A 16,118-nucleotide genomic window follows, 5' to 3' on the forward strand; every position below is an offset into this window, starting at 1 on the left:
AAGCTTGTTCCAGATTGCTCTGCTTCAAACTTGGCTTTCCAGTTGTATAGTAACTTATCAGTGATCCCCAAGGATGCTGCTGCCTTCGCAACGCTATAACCTTGTTCAGTGACCAATGCTACTGCTTCTTGCTTAAACTCAGCTGGATAACTTCTATTAGTTCTTTTTGTCATTTTACACCTCGATATTTGGATTATATTCCATTATAAAAGTGTCCTGTATGATTAGAGCAGATCATTGGTTTAGGTGAATAGTGCCAGCGACGATTTTGACTGCGAAGGTTTTTTGATTGGTAAGTGAAAGTTTATCCTTCAAAGCTCGCAGCATAGAAGTCGCAGGTCTGCACTTAGGGACTGACTAATAAAGGTTAGAACCGTATATGGGGGAAGTTCGCTCATACGGTTCTAGACGAAGGGCAGCCAATAGTGTCCTGCTGTCATCCGACAACATCCTTTCAGCTCCTAGCAACAAAAAACCGCGCTTGCGGTTTTTTTTGTTTTTGTATTGTGCAAAAGACGGTTTTTTAATTCACATGCACTTACAAAACTTAGTTGTGGTGCATATTGCTTTTCGCTATCTTGCTTAAAACAAAATTATTAAGGGATAGATATGAAGCACATAGTGTGGGGATTTTTGGCGGTGTTTTCGCTGATGGGGCAGGCCAGTGAAATGGAAAGCTTATCAACGGCGCAGCTTCAAGAACGAGTTAAAGCTATCAATACGTTGCAAAATGCTATTTTGATGAAGGACTCCAAAGTATCAGACGTTGATGCACTGTTTGCCAATTTTACCGATGATTTTCAGTATGTGCATGAGGGATATGGTGGTAATTATTCAAGGCAGCATTTGTACGATAATTACGTGAAGTTCTTAAAGGCAGGTGAATATCAATATACCACGGCGAGATATAAAATTATCTCGATGATAGCGGGGTATAACGCCGTATCCGTTGAGCGTCAGCAAGAGTATGAAGGAAAGCTTGAAAACCATCTTAGCGTTTTTGAATTTAACGGCTCGAAAGTATCTAAAATCATCGAATATTGGAAATAAAATAGCACCACTATGGATAAGGTAATTTACCCCAGCGCACTTAGTCATGGCAGTAAAATTGCGGTCACAGCGTTGTCATCAGGTGTGGGCCATGTGTGTCATCCGCGTTTGGAGATTGTGTTAAAGCACTTACGTGTTAGTGGCTTTAACGTCATTGAAGGCGGATGCTTACGAGAAAACTTTCAGCATGTTAGTGCTACGCCAGAGCAACGAGCGGCAGAGCTGATGGCCTTTTTATGTGATGACAGCATTGCGGCTGTTGCACCACCTTGGGGTGGTGAGTTTGCCATGGAAATCCTACCTTTGTTGGATTTTGAGCGTCTGAAAACGGCCAAGCCGAAGTGGCTGCTAGGCTTTTCTGATATTAGTACTGTGCAGCTTGCGTTAATGAGTAAACTCGGTTGGTCAAGTATCCACTGTGCAAACTTAATGCAGCTGCACCCCAATGAACAAGATGAGTTAACTCGGCAAACACTGGCACATTTATCAAATGCGCAGCTGGGGTATCGTTTTGTGCAGCGCTCATCAACAGCCTACCAATTGCACGGTGAGTCGTTTGTCAATAATCCAGACAGTGTGCTCAACAGCACCGAGCAAACAATCTGGAAAACCTATCCTCACGATAGCGCAGTGACGCTCAAAGGGCGTTTAATCGGTGGGTGTTTAGATATATTGCAGTATTTGGTTGCCACAGACTATTTAGATTTAGCGAATTTAAAGCAGCGTTTTTCGCCTGAAGGCATTGTTTTATATATCGAAAATGCAGAGCTTTCGGCAACAGCGTTGAAGCGAGCTTTGCTGAGCTTACGTTTTAGAGGCGTATTTGCGCTGATAAATGGGTTGCTGGTGGGGCGTAATGCTGTCACAGACGATGGTGCTAGAGATATTAGCGCTGAACAAGCGTTGTTAGATGTAATAAGTACGCTTTCAATTCCAGTGATTTATGATGTTGATATAGGCCATTTACCGCCAAATATGACGCTGTTTAACGGCGCTTATGCCCAAGTACATGTTAGTTCAGGGAAAGGACAAATAGTACAAGCACTGAGTTAAGTATGATGAGGTTGGGTTGATATATAGTTTGACAGCGTCCACCTCATCTCCGTGCCAAACCGCTTCCATGACTTAATACCTCCTAATTCGCATTTTCAAGCCATTGAACTAAGTTTAGATGCAATCGCAAAGTGCGCGATTATGCATCGGAGCGTTCCGGTGTATGTTTCTAGGAGGAAAACCATGGATAATCATCAATCACGTGCCAAGTTTTTACAACAACACCCAAAAGCCAAAGCGCATGCCGCGCTAGACGATGCAACCAATCAACAACTCAAAGTGACGCCAGGACCTGTTAAGCTCACCGCGGGTAAATTCACTGGCAAAATATGCCATATATAAAAGGGGGCTGGTCACAGTGGCATGCGGTGGAGGAGAACGCTGGTAACGCTGTGAAGCATTTTAATGCCTTGGCGCAAGGTAGTAGTATTCGCTCTGTGCAAAGTACGCCAACACAGCCAAACTTTTTTGTGATAGGAGATCAGCTATCTTCATTACCAGGTTGGCAAGAAGGTGCAATCGCTTCTGTACTTAATGCGATAAGTCGGGTAGAGCGCCCAGATTTAGCCGTACCGCATTTATCATACCTACCAGATACACGCTTGATGGTTGAAGGTGTATAACTTTAAAGGCTAGCAGAGGAGACTCGGCTAGCCGTTATTACTTTTAATATCCGCTAATTATTTGATTCAACAAAATTGTAGTGCCATATTTTTAATCAACAAACCATCAACCGTTGGTTTTAAATTGAGGCGCTACACTCCTCCCTTACCAACAACGAATATAAAAATAGTCTTTCGAGCATACATTTGCAGGAGCTTACCATGGTTATTGGTCGCAGTTATTTATTGTCTTTTTTTAGTTGTATTTTGCTTATCGCATGCAGTCCTAATGAACAAACTAGCGAGCAAGCACCTCAGCTGCGGCCGGTTAGAACAATTGTTGTTAGCCTATTTCATGCGGGGCCAGTACAAGAGTTTCCGGGTGTGGTGGATGCTGCAAATTCAGCGCAGCTGTCATTCAAAGTGCCCGGTGAAGTAAACAAATTACTGGTAAAACAAGGGCAAGAAGTAAAACAAGGAGATGTTATTGCAACGTTAGATGATACCGATTACAAACTTGCTCTTGAAGAAACGCAAGCCTCTTTTGAAAAAGCCAGTGCCGATTTTGGCAGAGCCGAAAAGCTGCTTAAAACAGGCATGATATCAAAAGCCGATTATGATCAGCTGAAATTGCAATTTGCCAGCGCCAAGAACCGCCTAGCCACAGCTAAAAATAATTTAGAATACACTACGTTACATGCGTCTTTTAGCGGGGTTGTAGCGCGCACACAGATAGAGCAATTTGAAGAAGTGCAAGCTAAGCAGCCTATCGCCACATTACAAGATATCAAAACCGTCAATATCAAGGTGAACGTGCCGGAAAGTGTCATGATCAATGTGTCAAAAGAGGCGCCTAAGCAAGTATATGCAGAGTTTTCGGCTATAGAAGATAGGCGCTTTGAACTGTCGTTTGTTGAAGTTAGCACCAAAGCCAATGAGATCACAAACACCTATGAATTGACCTTAAGCATGACGCCTCCTAAAGGCTACAATATTTTGCCCGGCATGACCGCCAAGGTCTTTGCAAGCCAAGTAGCACAAGACAAACAAGCCATTTATTTACCAATTAAAACGGTATTAAAAGATGAGTCAGGTAATTATGTGTGGACTGTTGAGCAAGTGGATGAAGGTCGGGGCAAGGTGGTAAAAACGCCAGTTAAGATCGGAGAAATGACGCAGTTTGGTTTTCAAATTATTGATGGACTGGCTGTTGGTGAACATGTGGTTTCTGCAGGTATGAGTAAAGTAAACGATGGTCAGCTGGTGAAATTTTCAGGAGGCCAGTTGTGAATATTACCCGATTAGCCCTTGAGAATGATCGTACTGCATGGGTGATTTTTGCGGCCATGTTGCTGTTTGGTATATTGGCGTTTAACAAAATGCCTAAAGATTATGATCCCGGATTTATAATACGTACAGCACAAGTAGTCACTTACTTTCCTGGCGCGAGCCCGCAGCGTGTAGAGGCCTTGGTCACGGATCAAATAGAAAAAGTGGTTCAGCAAATACCTGAGTTAGATTATGTCAGCAGCACCTCAAAAACAGGGGTGTCTATTGTCAGTGTCAATATCAAAGAAAGTTACAAGAATATGCGCCCTATTTGGGACAATCTGCGCCGCAAAATACAGAGCATTGAATCCGAGTTACCAAAAGGTGCACACACACCGATAGTCAATGATGAATTTGGTGACGTGTTTGGTATTGTGATAGGCCTAACCGGTGAAGGGTATAGCCATCGAGAACTGGAAGATGTTGCTGAACAAGTCAGAGATACGTTTTTACGTCTGCCTGATGCGGCAAAAGTAGAAATATATGGTACACAAGAGCAGCGGGTATTTATTGAGTTTGAAAACAGCCGTTTGGCTGCCTTAGAGCTGTCTGCTGGCATTTTGCAACAACAATTGGCGGCACGTAACATCGTTAATCCTGGTGGCACTTTATATGTGGGCGATGAAACATTAGTGGTTGAACCCAGCGGTAATTTTGAGTCGGTGAGCGAAATTGCCAATACCATTATCAATGTGCCAGGCAGTGAACAGGTTATTTTACTGTCTGATATTGCCAAGGTGTATCGTGATCATATCGAGCCCGCCAAAGCTAAAGTGCGAGTTGGCAATGAACAAGGTCTCACCATTGGTATTTCCATGCGCAAAGGTGGCAATAACCTTGAGCTTGGTGCGCAAGTTAAACAAGCAATCAAGCGGCTGGAAAATGTTTACCCTATTGGAGTGGAATTTAAATTACTGTCGTTTTTACCGCAAGAGGTGGACAAAAAGGTCGATGACTTTGTTTCTAACCTTGTGCAAGCGGTTTTGGTTGTGACTGTTGTGATGTTATTCACTTTGGGGTTACGTACCGGTCTTGTGGTGGCCAGTCTTATTCCAATGAGTATGGTATTTGGCATTTTAGTGATGTCGTTTTTTGATATCAGTATTGATCAAATCTCTTTGGCGGCGCTTATTATTGCCTTGGGTATGCTGGTGGATAACGGTATTGTTATGTCTGAGAATATCATGGTGCAAATGGAGCAGGGCAAGCGCGCTATAGATGCCGCGGTTGAGTCTGCTCAGGAGCTAAAAATCCCCTTGCTAGTGTCTTCTTTGACCACGGGGGCTGCATTTTTACCTATCTTTTTAGCCGAGTCAGCAACGGGTGAATACACGGCGTCATTATTCAAAGTGGTGACCATTACTTTACTGTGCTCTTGGTTATTAGCGCTGACCATGATCCCCATGTTGTGTGTGTATTTTGTCAAAGTGAATGCACAGCAAAAAGAAGTGTTCAGTAGTACTATATATCAAAGTTATCGAGCTACGTTGCGCACGCTTATGAACCATCGATGGCTGACGCTAGGAGCCTGTATTGTTATGTTTGTACTGGCTATTCAAGCCTTACAATTTATTCCCAAGCTGTTTTTTCCTCCCTCAGATAGAAACTATTTCAAGGTTGAGCTAGAGCTACCAGTTGGCACTCGTCTAGAAACCACAGAAGCATTAGTAAAAGACTTAGAGCAATACGTTCAAAATCAACTGTTAGTGAATAAGCAGCGCACTGAAGGGGTCACTAAATGGGTTAGTTATATAGGTAATGGAGGACCTCGGTTTTTACTCAGTCACAATCCTGAGCCAATCAGTTCAAACTATGCATTGATGGTAGTGTCAGTTACTTCTTATACCTTAATTGACGATATCATGACTAACATAGAAGAACATGCACTTGGAAACTACCCAGATCTATTACTTAAACAGCGAAAAATCGAAAACGGTGCGGCGATTAATAACCCAGTAGAAGTTCGGATCTTAGGTGAAGATAAAGATAAAGTGATGGAGATCGCCGGCCAAGTAAAAGCAAAAATGCGCCAGACAAACGGCTTAAAAGCCATTAGTGATGATTGGGGGCTGCCGATTAAAAAACTTGAGATCAATATTGATCAGGCAAGAGCACGCAGGGCTGGGGTGTCTAGTGAAGATATCGCCACATCATTACAAACGGGATTAAGTGGTTTAGAGCTGACCCAGTACCGTGAAAAAGAAGATACCATTCCTGTGATATTGCGCTCCGTAGCCTCTGATAGACAAGATATTGCCAAGCTAAAAGCAATGGCGGTTTACTCACAATCATCGGGTAATTCGGTACCGTTGCAACAAGTTGCCGACGTTGCGGTAGTATGGGAAAGCGCGCAGATATTTCGTCGCGATCGAGTTAAATCGGTGGTGATTGGTGCACAAATTGACGGTATTACTGCTAGCGAGGGATTTGCACAGCTGATCCCTTGGCTGGATGAGCAGCAAAAAAGTTGGCCATTTGGTTACACCTATGAGCTAGGCGGAGAAGCCGAATCATCAGGTAAAGCGAATCAATCTATAGCCCAACAACTACCCATAGCCGTATTAATCATTGTGTTGTTGTTAGTGGCTCAGTTTAACTCTATTCGTAAATCTTTGTTGGTATTAGTCACCATTCCTTTGGGATTTATTGGCGTAGTTGTCGGTCTATTTATAGGGCAGTCATTTTTTGGCTTTATGACGTTACTTGGTGTGATCTCTTTAGCGGGCATTGTGATTAACAATGCAATTGTATTGCTGGAGCGGATCAAAACAGAGCTTGATTGTGAACCTAGCGACCCCGTGAATGCAATTATTAGTGCTGCTCAAACGAGAATGCGGCCGATTTTGCTAACCACAGCAACCACCGTGTTGGGTTTACTGCCGCTGTATTTAGGCGGCGGTGAAATGTGGGAACCAATGGCTTTAAGTATCATGGGCGGATTATTGTTCTCTACCCTGTTAACGCTTGGCGTGGTACCTGTGCTATACGCATTAATGTTTTCCATTGTTGATAATGAAAAACAGTAACAAATTATTTGCATTGTCAGTGTCGCTTTTAGCTGTTGTTATTTGGGGTATTATGGGGTAAAAATTATTCTGAACTGTTTAAATTATAATAACAATGTATGGAACACAAAAATGAAAACACCAAAGAATGGTCTTATTACAATATTATGTTTAACGCTTGCTGCGTGTGGGGGGTCTGGAGGGGAGACCAAAACACAAAGTAATACACCCCTTCAAAGTAGTGGTGAACTAAAAAGTCGTCCTTCAGTAAGTTACTCTGATGAACTGATTGACGATATTACAGCATTCACAGATGTCGCTCATAAAGTTAGGTTCTTTTATCCAAGCGAAAGTGTTGCAATGACTAATTGGGATGCTTTCATTGCAGAATCAATTATTAAGTTGGCTGAAGTTGAACATGGAGAACGTAGGAGAATTGCTCAAGAGTTGCTTACTGGAGTTGCCCCGTTTTTACAGGTAACGCAACAGCCTCCGGCAGCGCCCAGTGACAGCGATAATGTCACAACTTGGCTAGCCAATAGTGCAGTTAAGAATTTAGTCTACACAAGAGAGCTAGTGAGTGGCTCTTACAACACTTTGCGTGAAGATGAGCGCCATGCTCAAGCTGCGCACTTTAAAACATCGCTTTTAGGACAGACGGCATATGTACCAGTTTACTTGAAGCAGAGTGAGGCGCAACAAGGCAGCACATATTACCAGTACAAAACATATAACTTAGGTAACTCTGTGCTCGATAAAGAAGTTTGTATGTCAACAACCAGCCGTATATGGGCTGAGATCCAACATTTTTGGCCTTACTTTGGTGAAGTACAGGTAGATTGGAAGCCGGAGCTTCGCAAGATGATTGCAAGTTGTTTGCACAACGATGCGAAACAAACATGGCGCGAAGTGCATCGTTCACTGAAACTTTTACAAGATAATCATATTAATGTTGCTCTGCCTGCGTCCGCAAATCCATTTGCTGGGCTAGACTGGCAATTGCCCTTGGAAGTTGAGTTTGTAGAAGGCAAGCCCACAGTAGTCAGTGGAACTGCAGACGCTTTAAACAAAGTGTCGCTCGGTGATGAGGTTTTGGCGATTGATAATGTGTCAGTGAATGATATTGTTGCGCAAAAATCACCTTGGATGCCGATAGCAGATAATTTAGTTAAAAGTTGGACCTTGCAGTTAGCGCTACGTCAAAGCGAGCAAACACCGATAGAAGTTCATCTTCGCAGACCAGATGATACGGAGTATTCGCAGGTTTTGGAGCCGCTCCTTGCTAATGAGATTGAGTTTTCGGGTCAGCCGTTTTTGCGTCACTACGATTATTATCACACAGTTTTAGATAACCAAGTTCATCACGTGATTGTGTATAACTTGACTCCAGAAAATTTGAGCGACCTAAAACTCAAGTTGGCATCAGCAAAGGGGGTGATCTTAGATTTAAGGCATTATCCGGCTAGCTTTGAGGCGTGGCGTGCGGCATTGGGTTGGTTTGTTGATAAGCGCACAAGTGCCGCACCTATGTATTTACATTGGCAAAGTCTACCTGACCAGCTGGGTAAGCATGCTCAGTTGGCTGAGCAATATATTTATCCTGGAAAGCTTCAATTACGCATACCTATGGTAGCACTTTCTTCACGTATGAGTTTAAGCCAAAATGAGCATGCATTGGCATATGTACAAAATGCAGGGATCCCAATCCTCGGAGAGAGTACCGTTGGTATAAATGGAAATGTGGTTACCAGCGCCATTTTTTCAAAAAATGGTGATTCAGAGGTTAAGTTTAGGTATACAGGTATGCGTGTGACGCAAAATGATGGGTCTGTGCTAATCGCTAAAGGAATAAAACCCACATACGAGGTGCCAATAACTCGACAAGCGGTGATAGAAAAGCGTGATAATCAACTAGAATCTGCACAAAGCTACGTAACTGAGCTTATCAACTCGTTATAATAGAAGCAAAACACAACGGTTATCTCGTTTGATAACCGTTGTTACCCGTGATCTTTTGCTGTTATGTTGATAATCGATGTAAAAAAGCATAAACCTAGGTGATAAGGTCATTTTATTCATCTAAATTGACTTTAGATTGTCATTTAGGACGCTAAGGAGGTTTCTATGAACAGGTCATTGGTTTTGTTATTCGGGCTAATGTATATAGGTGTTGTTCACGCAGGACAAGCCAAAGTACAGTTTAAAGATTTTAACGATTACCGCGATGTGTATCCGTCAAACGAAGCTAAGGGCGCATTCCATAAACGCCTAGCAAAGCAATTTGAACAACACATTATAAAGCTTGCGGAAAAGCTGCCAGAGGGCTACACGCTTGACGTTACATTTAATGATATCGACTTAGCGGGTGAAGCGCGTTTTAATATGGATAATGTGCGTGTTGTAAAAAATATTTACTTTCCGCGTTTAGATATTAGTTATAGTTTAGTCGATGACAAAGGGCAGCAAGTGCTTGAAGCTACCGAAGAGCTTAAAGACATGAGCTTTTTAGATAGAATTAAATTAGGCCCAGAAGAGTCACTGAATTACGAGAAGCGTTTGCTTGATCAGTGGTTTGAATCACAAATAGTAAAAGCAGTCAAAAGCTAGGATTCATATAGCGCACCGAGCAATAGCGTCGGTGCATGCTGTTTACTACTTAAATGTGGCGAGTAACTGCAATAAATGCTGAAGCTTTTGCACCGTTGTTTTTAGTAACTGCTCGTCTAATTGCTCACTGTCACTAAGTGCTTTAACGTTTGCTGCAACATCAAGCACATACGGTTTAAAACGTTTGGCTTCAAAATCGAAACCCGCTTCTTCGGTAAATAAGGCTTTAAACTTACCATGACCTTGCTGCTGCAATTCGTCTAATTTTTTATCAGCATCAAGTGATTGGCGATAAACAACTTTTAGGTTTTCATTCAATTTTTCAATGATGGTTTGCATATTTTTCCTAAAGTTATTGCTAAAACGGCCGATAGTCTACTTGGATTCATCTAAAAAGTCAGGTAACGCTTATGAATATTTCCGGAAATAACCTGCCTGTAATGTCTGGTGCAGGCTCAAGTGGCGAAGTATACAGCGCCTCTTTAGCCAAAAAGCAGCAGCAAGCAGACGGGAGAGCGGCACTTGCTTTGATTGAAGCCGCTGGGAGTAGCGCAGCTGCGCAAAGTCCCGCAAAATCAACCACAGCAAGTTTAGGTAATAATATTAACGTTTATGTATAACGAGTGCGTTGTGCTTAATGTTAAATAAGCTGTAAATCAATCGGTGTCTTACTTGTTTTGCCACCGATTTCTCTAACTAACTTAGGCACTAAAAACCCTGGCAGCGCCTCCAATAACTCAGCCATAATGCCTATGGCATCTTCCTCAGATACGTCAAAATGACTTGCCCCCTCCACTTTATCTAGTAGATGCAGGTAGTAGGGTAAAATATCCGCACTAAATAGCGCTTCACTTAAAGCAATTTGAGCGTCGCTAGAATCATTAATACCTTTGAGCAAAACGGCCTGATTGAGCAAGGTGACATTCGCTTGTTTAAGCATCGCCATGGCGTTGATAAAATCATCATCAATTTCGTTAGCATGATTAACATGGTTAACCAAAATAACTTTCAAACGACTTTGTGCTAATCGTGCGCACAGACCATGGGTAATACGTGACGGCATAACCACAGGTAAACGGCTATGTATTCTTAAGCGCTTCAGTTGGGTTAATGGTTCTAGTTGGTCCATGAACCATGCTATTGCGTCATCTTTGGCCATTAAAGGGTCGCCACCACTGAGGATAATTTCGTTAATTTCTGGGTGTTGTTTCACGTACTCAACCACATCTAACAATGCACGTTTGTTGAGTTGGTTTGCTTGATAGGGAAAATGACGGCGAAAACAATAGCGACAATTTACAGCACAGCCTGTTTTTAACATCACTAAAATACGCGAGCGATACTTGTGTAATACCCCCGTTTGAGCACTTTGCTGCTCTTGTAACGGGTCTTTATTAAAGCCTGCTTTGCTCAAAAATTCTTGATGAAGGGGCATGACTTGCAGTAGCAAAGGGTCATTTTTATCGCCATAACGCATTTTCTTGATAAAGGCTTGTGGTACACGTAGTGGAAATAAACGTCTCGCTTCGACATCTTTTGTGTCAAAATACGCCTCTAAACCCAACATATTGAGTAAGGTTTGAGGGCAAGTTACTACATTTGCCAATTCTTTTTGCCAGTTACTATGCAAATTTACTTCATTTGTTTGTATCATTAGCAGGTTTATTACTCGAAAAAAGATGATTAGAGGATACGATGGCGAATTATAGCACCAACGAGTTCAAGGGCGGCTTAAAAATTATGTTAGATGGCGAACCTTGTGCCATCTTAGAAAATGAAATGGTAAAACCTGGTAAAGGCCAAGCGTTTAACCGTGTTAAGATCCGTAAATTGATCTCAGGTAAAGTGTTAGAAAAAACATTTAAATCTGGTGACTCAGTGGAAGGCGCTGATGTTATGGATACAGACTTAGCTTATCTGTACACAGATGGTGAGTTCTGGCACTTTATGAACAACGAAACATTTGAGCAAATTGCTGCAGATGAAAAAGCGATTGGCGACAACGTAAAATGGTTAGTTGAAAACGATGTGTGTACAATTACATTGTGGAACGGCAACCCTATCGCGGTGACACCACCTAACTTTGTAGAACTAGAGATCATAGAAACAGATCCTGGTCTTAAAGGCGATACGGCGGGTACAGGCGGTAAACCTGCAACGCTAAGCACTGGTGCAGTTGTACGTGTACCACTGTTTGTACAAATCGGTGAAGTGATCAAAGTTGACACTCGCAACGGTGAATACGTAAGCCGCGTTAAGTAATACAAACATATGCCTGATTTGAAGGCATAGTGTGTTTAAAAGTCCAGCTATATGCTGGGCTTTTTGTTTTGGTAACAATCAGAGAGTAACAGCATGTCACAGCAGCTATGGGCACCTAGCGCAGAAATAGCCACTTTAAAACAAAGGGCTGAGATCTTGGCAAAGATCAGAGCTTTCTTTGCAAGAAAAGGCGTTTTAGAAGTGGAAACGCCCAGTTTATGTCGTGCCAGTGTAACGGATGTTCATCTTGCAAGCTTTAAGACCCGCTTTGTTGGGCCGGGCAATCAGGATGGGCTAGATTTATATCTGCAAACTTCACCAGAGTTTGCAATGAAAAGACTGTTAGCTGCTGGCAGTGGACCCATTTATCAATTAGCGAAGGCATTTCGTAACGAAGAATCAGGTCGACATCACAACCCTGAATTTACCATGTTGGAATGGTATCGTCCTGGGTTTGATGAGCATGACCTTATGGATGAGATTGAACAGCTGATGCAATTGATTTTGCACTGTGCGCCTTGTACCAGAGTGACTTACCAGCAAGTATTTGTTGATGTGTTAGGGCTTGATCCACTATGTGTGAGCCTTGAAGAACTAAAACAGTGCGCAAGCGAATATGGATATGGTGATATTGCCAAGCAAGAGACTAATCCAGACACGCTTTTACAATTACTATTTTGTATGGAAGTTGAGCCTAAAATCGGCATCGCTGCACCGTGCTTTGTTTATCATTTTCCGGCCTCACAAGCGGCGCTTGCCAAACTAGATGAAAGCGACCCGCGTGTTGCTGGGCGATTTGAGTTGTATTACCAAGGCATGGAATTAGCCAATGGCTTTAATGAGTTAACAGATGCGCAAGAGCAGGCGAGCCGCTTTGTAAAAGACAACCAGTTACGTGCGCAGATGGGATTACCTACTGTGGCGGTCGATCAGCATTTTATCGCTGCATTGCAACATGGCTTACCTCAGTGCTCTGGGGTGGCGTTAGGTGTTGATAGGTTGATAATGCTGGCGCTGGATAAAAACCGCATTAGCGATGTATTGGCATTTGATGTAGGGCGAGCTTAGCGCTTGCCCTACATTGCAAGAATTTATACAAATCGTTGCAGTTCTTGTTGGGTCGTTTCTGTGAGTTGTTGCGCGCGCTGGCAGTCCCTCAGTGCGGCATCAATTTGTGTTTTTGCTTGCTGCGCTAGGGCAACGATTTGTTGCACCGTTTCATGGGTATGTGCTTGAGTTGATTCAAGTTGGTGTACGGCGCTGGCTATTTGTTCTAGCTGCGCCTGATTTCGCTCAAAATCATGGCTCATATCAGCAAAACCTTTAGATGTTTTACTAATGGCTTGCTCAGCTGACTCAGAATGGCTGATAAGTAGCTCTGACTCGCGATGTGTTTCACCCACCAAGCTATTCATTTGGTTTATAAAGTCGCTTATCTGGCGGGTTGCATCATTAACTTTTACAGATAGACTGCGTACTTCGTCAGCAACCACCGCAAAGCCCCGTCCAGCTTCGCCAGCTCGGGCTGCTTCAATGGCTGCGTTAAGTGCCAATAAGTTAGTTTGATCAGAGAACTCTTCAACCATTTTTAGGATACTACGAATATTTTCGCTGTTTTCTTTTAAGCCCGACACGGTTGTTGAAAAGTTACCAAGCAATACCGTGATCTGTTTGACTTCATCAACCAATGTGGCCAACGACTGTGAAGATCCGCGCACAAAATGTAAACTTTCAGTGTTGGCCTGATACACTTGATCTGTATTGGCAACAATACTTTGCAAGCTATGTGTTACTTGATCACTGGCCGCAATGATTGAATCACTCATATTAATTTGCTGGGCACCAAAGTCGGCAGTTTGTTGCATCGAATGAGTGACTTGGTAGTTACTGGTTGCTGCTGTTTGCGCGCCTTCATAGGTTTTTTCTAAAAGTTCCTTTAGGTGCTGGGTAAAGGCATTATATTGTTCGCTTAATTCTCTGAACTCATCATAAGTGAACTTTGGCAATGTAGCATTAAGGTTGCCATCTTGGCGGTTTGCTTGTTGCAGGCTATCGCGCATTGCCCGCACAGGTCTGACAATCAAATATCGCATATAAAACAGGGTAAATACAAAGCCACCAACCGCACCAAACGCCATTAACCAAAACAGCCCTAAGCTGCCGTTTTTGGAATCTAGTTCATTATAAAGCCAAATGAGGGTGATTACTTGAAAGGCAAAGACAAAACTGAGGTTGCCGAAAATCTTTCGAGACAGTGTATAAAAAAAGCTTTGTTCAATTTGATTATATAAGCGCATGTACAGACTCATTGTTGGCTTTTGGTTATCCATGTTCGTCCTCTTAAAAGACGCTGCATCCTTGATTATACGGCTTATCGAGTTGCAACAGATAGAAACATAAATACTTCTTTAATCAATAATATATGCTAAGAACGCGATAAAATCATTTTTGCGTGACAAGGAAAATTGCTAAAAATGCCATCTACCCCGAGTGCTCGCATATCTTCTATATCTTGCTGTTTATCGACGGTGTAGACAAACACCTTTAGGCCGCGTTGTTTTGCATCATCAACAAATTGATGATTTATAAAGTTTTTATCAATATGAATGCTGTAGGCATGTAAGCGCTGTGCAAACTCAGCGTAGTGCAATGGAATAGAACCAGTCAGCGCACCAATTTTTACCCAGGGTAATTTTTGTTTGAGCCAAACCAGTTGGTGATGATCAAATGATGAAACCAGTAATTGCTCACGATTGAAGGTGCCCTGCTGCACGTTTTGCTCAATACAGGCAACAAACTGATCAAGGCCAAAAGTATGTTTTAGCTCTAAGTTGATCATGGTTTGCTGACCGATGGCATCAAGCACTTGTTGTAAGTTTGGAATAAACTCGCCATTACCTGCATCCAGTGCTTGTATCTCTTTTAGTGGCGTTTGATTCACTTTGCCCGAGCCATTGGTGGTTCTATCCAGCCAAGTATCATGCACAATAGCGTAATCATCTGCACAGCTTTGTACGTCTAATTCAATGCCATCAACCTTGGCTTGTAGGGCCGCCTGAATGGCACTAAGCGTATTTTCAGGGTAATTACCGCTGGCTCCCCGATGGGCGAATACTAGCATTGGTTTTTTTCCTTGTGATAGACCAAGTTTCAAAACAAGCAGCGCTGATCACCAGCAGACCGCCAACTAGAGTCATTATTGTTGGTTTTTCTGCCAACAGCATAAAGGCCAAAAGCGTCCCGTACAAGGGCTGTAAGCAAGAAATTAACCCCGCGGTTGTGGCTGATAAGTGCTTTAGGCTACTAGCAAATAAAGCATGGGGAATGGCAGTAAATACAGCGCCCGCGAGTAAAATATAATAAACATCTTGGTTAGTCAGCTGAGTTGGTGGAACTTGCACAAAAGCTGCCAACATAACACTTGCGGTTAAGGTTTGGTAAAACATGGTATGAGGCCCGCTATAAGTTACAAAAAAGCGTTTTTGTAATAAATTACGCAGTGCAAACAAAGCGCCTGAGCTGATGCCAGTAATAATACCCAAAGTGACCTGATTGCCAAGGTTGGCCTCTGGAATAAGTAAGTAAATTCCAAATAGTACGACGGCGGCACTGATAATATCCTTGTTTTTAATCCTTTGTTTGGTAAACAAAGGCTCTAGAAATACGGTAATAACTGGGTAGGTAAAAAAAGCGATGATCCCGGTGGCTATGCCTGCCATTTGCATGCCCGCAAAATAAGTCACCCAATGCAGACCAACCACGATGCCGAGCATTATGGCAATGAGATAGTCTTTGCGGCGCGCTAAACGCAGCGGTTTGCCCATCAATTTTAGCAGTAACGCTAAGACAACAAATGCCACGGCAGTGCGATAAACCGTTATATCTAAAGCAGATAAATTGATAAGTTTAGAAAACAGCGCGGTTCCACCAAAGAGCAATACGGCGATATGAAGATATAGCAAAGAGGTTTGTTCTGGGCGCATGGGGGTTTCTTATAATGTTATGAAGCATGCAGTGTATCATGTTGACATTTGTCACTGAAACTCACGTCATAAAACAAGTAAACTCACTGTCAGTGCAAATGGAATAAGTAATTAGTCGACACTGAAAATCACTTAATGCATTGATCTTCTTGATGATCTAAACGATCTTACTATCCTCATTTTGCAACGTTTGTTTTCTCACCCCTCAAAACCTTGCAAAATGGAGA

The 16,118-nt window shown here is 42.6% G+C and carries 17 protein-coding genes; 11 read left to right on the forward strand and 6 right to left on the reverse strand.

The features are described 5' to 3' along the window. A partial coding sequence (locus tag HC733_RS20285; protein WP_190366809.1) for a transposase occupies positions 1-173 on the reverse strand: 173 nt, incomplete at its 3' end. A gap of 436 nt (positions 174-609) precedes the next feature. On the opposite strand from HC733_RS20285, the gene HC733_RS20290 reads away from it, so the two are divergent. From HC733_RS20290 to HC733_RS20325, 8 genes are all read left to right on the forward strand, one after another. Next, positions 610-1,050: a hypothetical protein gene (locus HC733_RS20290; RefSeq protein WP_190366810.1), complete on the forward strand. Its 441-nt coding sequence runs from the start codon at positions 610-612 to the stop codon at positions 1,048-1,050. 12 nt (positions 1,051-1,062) lie between these two features. Then, on the forward strand, positions 1,063-2,103 hold the full coding sequence (locus tag HC733_RS20295) for a S66 family peptidase (protein ID WP_190366811.1): 1,041 nt from the start codon (positions 1,063-1,065) through the stop codon (positions 2,101-2,103). A gap of 183 nt (positions 2,104-2,286) precedes the next feature. After that, positions 2,287-2,445 (forward strand): hypothetical protein, encoded by a 159-nt coding sequence (locus HC733_RS20300; RefSeq protein WP_190366812.1) that lies wholly within the window; start codon positions 2,287-2,289, stop codon positions 2,443-2,445. Then, entirely contained in the window at positions 2,433-2,726 is a 294-nt protein-coding gene (locus HC733_RS20305; protein ID WP_190366813.1) for a hypothetical protein, read from the forward strand. Before HC733_RS20300 ends, HC733_RS20305 begins: the two co-directional genes overlap by 13 nt. Positions 2,727-2,927: 201 nt before the next feature. Beyond that, positions 2,928-3,995: an efflux RND transporter periplasmic adaptor subunit gene (locus HC733_RS20310; RefSeq protein WP_190366814.1), complete on the forward strand. Its 1,068-nt coding sequence runs from the start codon at positions 2,928-2,930 to the stop codon at positions 3,993-3,995. After that, positions 3,992-7,060 carry an efflux RND transporter permease subunit gene (locus tag HC733_RS20315; protein WP_190366815.1) on the forward strand — a complete coding sequence of 1,023 codons (3,069 nt, stop codon included), beginning with the start codon at positions 3,992-3,994 and terminating at the stop codon, positions 7,058-7,060. Before HC733_RS20310 ends, HC733_RS20315 begins: the two co-directional genes overlap by 4 nt. A 111-nt stretch (positions 7,061-7,171) precedes the next feature. Beyond that, positions 7,172-8,998: a S41 family peptidase gene (locus HC733_RS20320; protein ID WP_190366816.1), complete on the forward strand. Its 1,827-nt coding sequence runs from the start codon at positions 7,172-7,174 to the stop codon at positions 8,996-8,998. A gap of 165 nt (positions 8,999-9,163) precedes the next feature. Further along, positions 9,164-9,646, forward strand: a complete 483-nt coding sequence (locus tag HC733_RS20325) for a DUF3016 domain-containing protein (RefSeq protein WP_190366817.1) — start codon at positions 9,164-9,166, stop codon at positions 9,644-9,646. A gap of 45 nt (positions 9,647-9,691) precedes the next feature. On the opposite strand, the gene HC733_RS20330 is transcribed toward HC733_RS20325, so the two are convergent. Continuing rightward, positions 9,692-9,985 carry a prephenate dehydrogenase gene (locus HC733_RS20330; protein WP_190366818.1) on the reverse strand — a complete coding sequence of 98 codons (294 nt, stop codon included), beginning with the start codon at positions 9,983-9,985 and terminating at the stop codon, positions 9,692-9,694. Between the two features lie 71 nt (positions 9,986-10,056). On the opposite strand from HC733_RS20330, the gene HC733_RS20335 reads away from it, so the two are divergent. Further along, positions 10,057-10,266: a hypothetical protein gene (locus HC733_RS20335; RefSeq protein WP_171628217.1), complete on the forward strand. Its 210-nt coding sequence runs from the start codon at positions 10,057-10,059 to the stop codon at positions 10,264-10,266. A gap of 20 nt (positions 10,267-10,286) precedes the next feature. Here HC733_RS20335 and epmB read toward each other — a convergent pair whose 3' ends face one another. Next, positions 10,287-11,300, reverse strand: coding sequence for an EF-P beta-lysylation protein EpmB (gene epmB, locus HC733_RS20340; protein WP_190366819.1), 1,014 nt, complete (start codon positions 11,298-11,300; stop codon positions 10,287-10,289). Between the two features lie 41 nt (positions 11,301-11,341). On the opposite strand from epmB, the gene efp reads away from it, so the two are divergent. After that, the gene (efp, locus tag HC733_RS20345) at positions 11,342-11,908 is read left to right on the forward strand and encodes an elongation factor P (RefSeq protein WP_190366820.1); all 567 of its coding nucleotides are present in this window, start codon (positions 11,342-11,344) and stop codon (positions 11,906-11,908) included. Positions 11,909-12,001: 93 nt separating this feature from the next. Continuing rightward, a complete protein-coding gene (gene epmA, locus HC733_RS20350; RefSeq protein ID WP_190366821.1) occupies positions 12,002-12,976 on the forward strand; it encodes an elongation factor P--(R)-beta-lysine ligase in 975 nt (324 codons plus the stop codon). 23 nt (positions 12,977-12,999) lie between these two features. On the opposite strand, the gene HC733_RS20355 is transcribed toward epmA, so the two are convergent. The 3 genes from HC733_RS20355 to HC733_RS20365 form a co-directional block, all read right to left on the reverse strand. After that, positions 13,000-14,217: a methyl-accepting chemotaxis protein gene (locus HC733_RS20355; RefSeq protein WP_238937638.1), complete on the reverse strand. Its 1,218-nt coding sequence runs from the start codon at positions 14,215-14,217 to the stop codon at positions 13,000-13,002. 116 nt (positions 14,218-14,333) lie between these two features. Continuing rightward, positions 14,334-15,029: a glycerophosphodiester phosphodiesterase gene (locus HC733_RS20360; RefSeq protein WP_190366822.1), complete on the reverse strand. Its 696-nt coding sequence runs from the start codon at positions 15,027-15,029 to the stop codon at positions 14,334-14,336. After that, a complete protein-coding gene (locus tag HC733_RS20365; RefSeq protein WP_190366823.1) occupies positions 14,995-15,891 on the reverse strand; it encodes a DMT family transporter in 897 nt (298 codons plus the stop codon). Before HC733_RS20365 ends, HC733_RS20360 begins: the two co-directional genes overlap by 35 nt. Positions 15,892-16,118: the final 227 nt, after the last annotated feature.

Origin of the sequence: Pseudoalteromonas sp. S16_S37 (genome assembly GCF_014694405.1) — a bacterium.
In the GTDB taxonomy this organism is placed as follows: domain Bacteria; phylum Pseudomonadota; class Gammaproteobacteria; order Enterobacterales; family Alteromonadaceae; genus Pseudoalteromonas.

Coding starts and splice junctions, on each gene's coding strand:
- HC733_RS20290 (WP_190366810.1), top strand. CDS start 610: ATGAAGCACATAGTGTGGGGATTTTTGGCGGTGTTTTCGCTGATGGGG.
- HC733_RS20295 (WP_190366811.1), top strand. CDS start 1,063: ATGGATAAGGTAATTTACCCCAGCGCACTTAGTCATGGCAGTAAAATT.
- HC733_RS20300 (WP_190366812.1), top strand. CDS start 2,287: ATGGATAATCATCAATCACGTGCCAAGTTTTTACAACAACACCCAAAA.
- HC733_RS20305 (WP_190366813.1), top strand. CDS start 2,433: ATGCCATATATAAAAGGGGGCTGGTCACAGTGGCATGCGGTGGAGGAG.
- HC733_RS20310 (WP_190366814.1), top strand. CDS start 2,928: ATGGTTATTGGTCGCAGTTATTTATTGTCTTTTTTTAGTTGTATTTTG.
- HC733_RS20320 (WP_190366816.1), top strand. CDS start 7,172: ATGAAAACACCAAAGAATGGTCTTATTACAATATTATGTTTAACGCTT.
- HC733_RS20325 (WP_190366817.1), top strand. CDS start 9,164: ATGAACAGGTCATTGGTTTTGTTATTCGGGCTAATGTATATAGGTGTT.
- HC733_RS20330 (WP_190366818.1), bottom strand. CDS start 9,985: ATGCAAACCATCATTGAAAAATTGAATGAAAACCTAAAAGTTGTTTAT.
- HC733_RS20335 (WP_171628217.1), top strand. CDS start 10,057: ATGAATATTTCCGGAAATAACCTGCCTGTAATGTCTGGTGCAGGCTCA.
- epmB (WP_190366819.1), bottom strand. CDS start 11,300: ATGATACAAACAAATGAAGTAAATTTGCATAGTAACTGGCAAAAAGAA.
- efp (WP_190366820.1), top strand. CDS start 11,342: ATGGCGAATTATAGCACCAACGAGTTCAAGGGCGGCTTAAAAATTATG.
- epmA (WP_190366821.1), top strand. CDS start 12,002: ATGTCACAGCAGCTATGGGCACCTAGCGCAGAAATAGCCACTTTAAAA.
- HC733_RS20355 (WP_238937638.1), bottom strand. CDS start 14,217: ATGAGTCTGTACATGCGCTTATATAATCAAATTGAACAAAGCTTTTTT.
- HC733_RS20360 (WP_190366822.1), bottom strand. CDS start 15,029: ATGCTAGTATTCGCCCATCGGGGAGCCAGCGGTAATTACCCTGAAAAT.
- HC733_RS20365 (WP_190366823.1), bottom strand. CDS start 15,891: ATGCGCCCAGAACAAACCTCTTTGCTATATCTTCATATCGCCGTATTG.